This is a genomic window from Phenylobacterium kunshanense (genome assembly GCF_003254525.1).
Taxonomy (GTDB): Bacteria; Pseudomonadota; Alphaproteobacteria; order Caulobacterales; family Caulobacteraceae; genus Phenylobacterium; species Phenylobacterium kunshanense.
The window spans coordinates 1-792 of the sequence record NZ_QFYS01000026.1 but is presented as its reverse complement, the minus strand read 5'-3'; the positions used below and the strand labels follow the sequence as shown (position 1 = coordinate 792).

Genomic DNA, 792 nt, shown 5'->3' with positions numbered 1-792 from the left:
TCGACTTGCCCGATCCGGACGCCCCGACGAGGGCGACCAGTTCGCCGGTATCCAGATCGAGGTCGATACCGTTCAGGACTGGCGTGACCTCCTCGCCATTGCGGAAGCTCTTTTCGACGCCGCGGGCCTCGAGCAGCCGGCTCATTGCTGAATCGCCTCCAGCGGATCGACCCTCGAGGCGGCCCTGGCCGGCAGGGCCGACGCGATAACGGCTCCCAGAGTGGTCAGGAGGAAGACCGCGAGATAGCCCCCGCGCTCCGGGGCGATTGGCAGGACTGGCCCGCCGTCGGCCCCGATCAGCGACGCCAGCCAGCGACAGAGCCCGTAGCCAAGGCCGCACCCGAGGAGCGCGCCAGTCACCCCGATCAGGAATCCCTGCAACAGAAAGACGCGAGCGATGAACCCACCGGCGACGCCGGCCGCGCGCATGATCCCGATCTCTGGCCTGCGTCGATAGGCCGACAGGACCAGGGCGCTCGCGACGCCGATCAGGATGGAGACCAATGAGAACAGCTGAATGAGGCGTCCTGTCTGGTCCTGAGCCTGCAGCGCATCGTCGAGCGAGGCGTTCTTCTCCTGCCAGGGCGTGCTCCGAAGGCCGGTGGCGTCCCTGAGGAAGCGGGCGACTTCAACGGCCTCCTGCGGCCTGTCGAGCTTGATCTCGATGTTCGTCACTCCTTCCGGCAGGCGGAACAGCGGCCGTGCCGTCTGCAGCGTCAGGAACAGCACCCGCGAATCGAGGCTCTCCAGCCCGGTCCTGTAGACGCCACGAATGGTGAGCAGCCGTTCGGC

The 792-nt window shown here is 67.3% G+C and carries 1 protein-coding gene and 1 pseudogene; both read right to left on the bottom strand.

From position 1 onward, the window contains the following. A pseudogene (locus DJ019_RS21465) lies at window positions 1-145 on the bottom strand (ABC transporter ATP-binding protein); the annotation flags it as partial. Next, window positions 142-792: ABC transporter permease (locus DJ019_RS20625; protein WP_133255343.1), on the bottom strand; the 651-nt coding region annotated here is incomplete at its 5' end. The pseudogene DJ019_RS21465 and the gene DJ019_RS20625, both read right to left, overlap by 4 nt.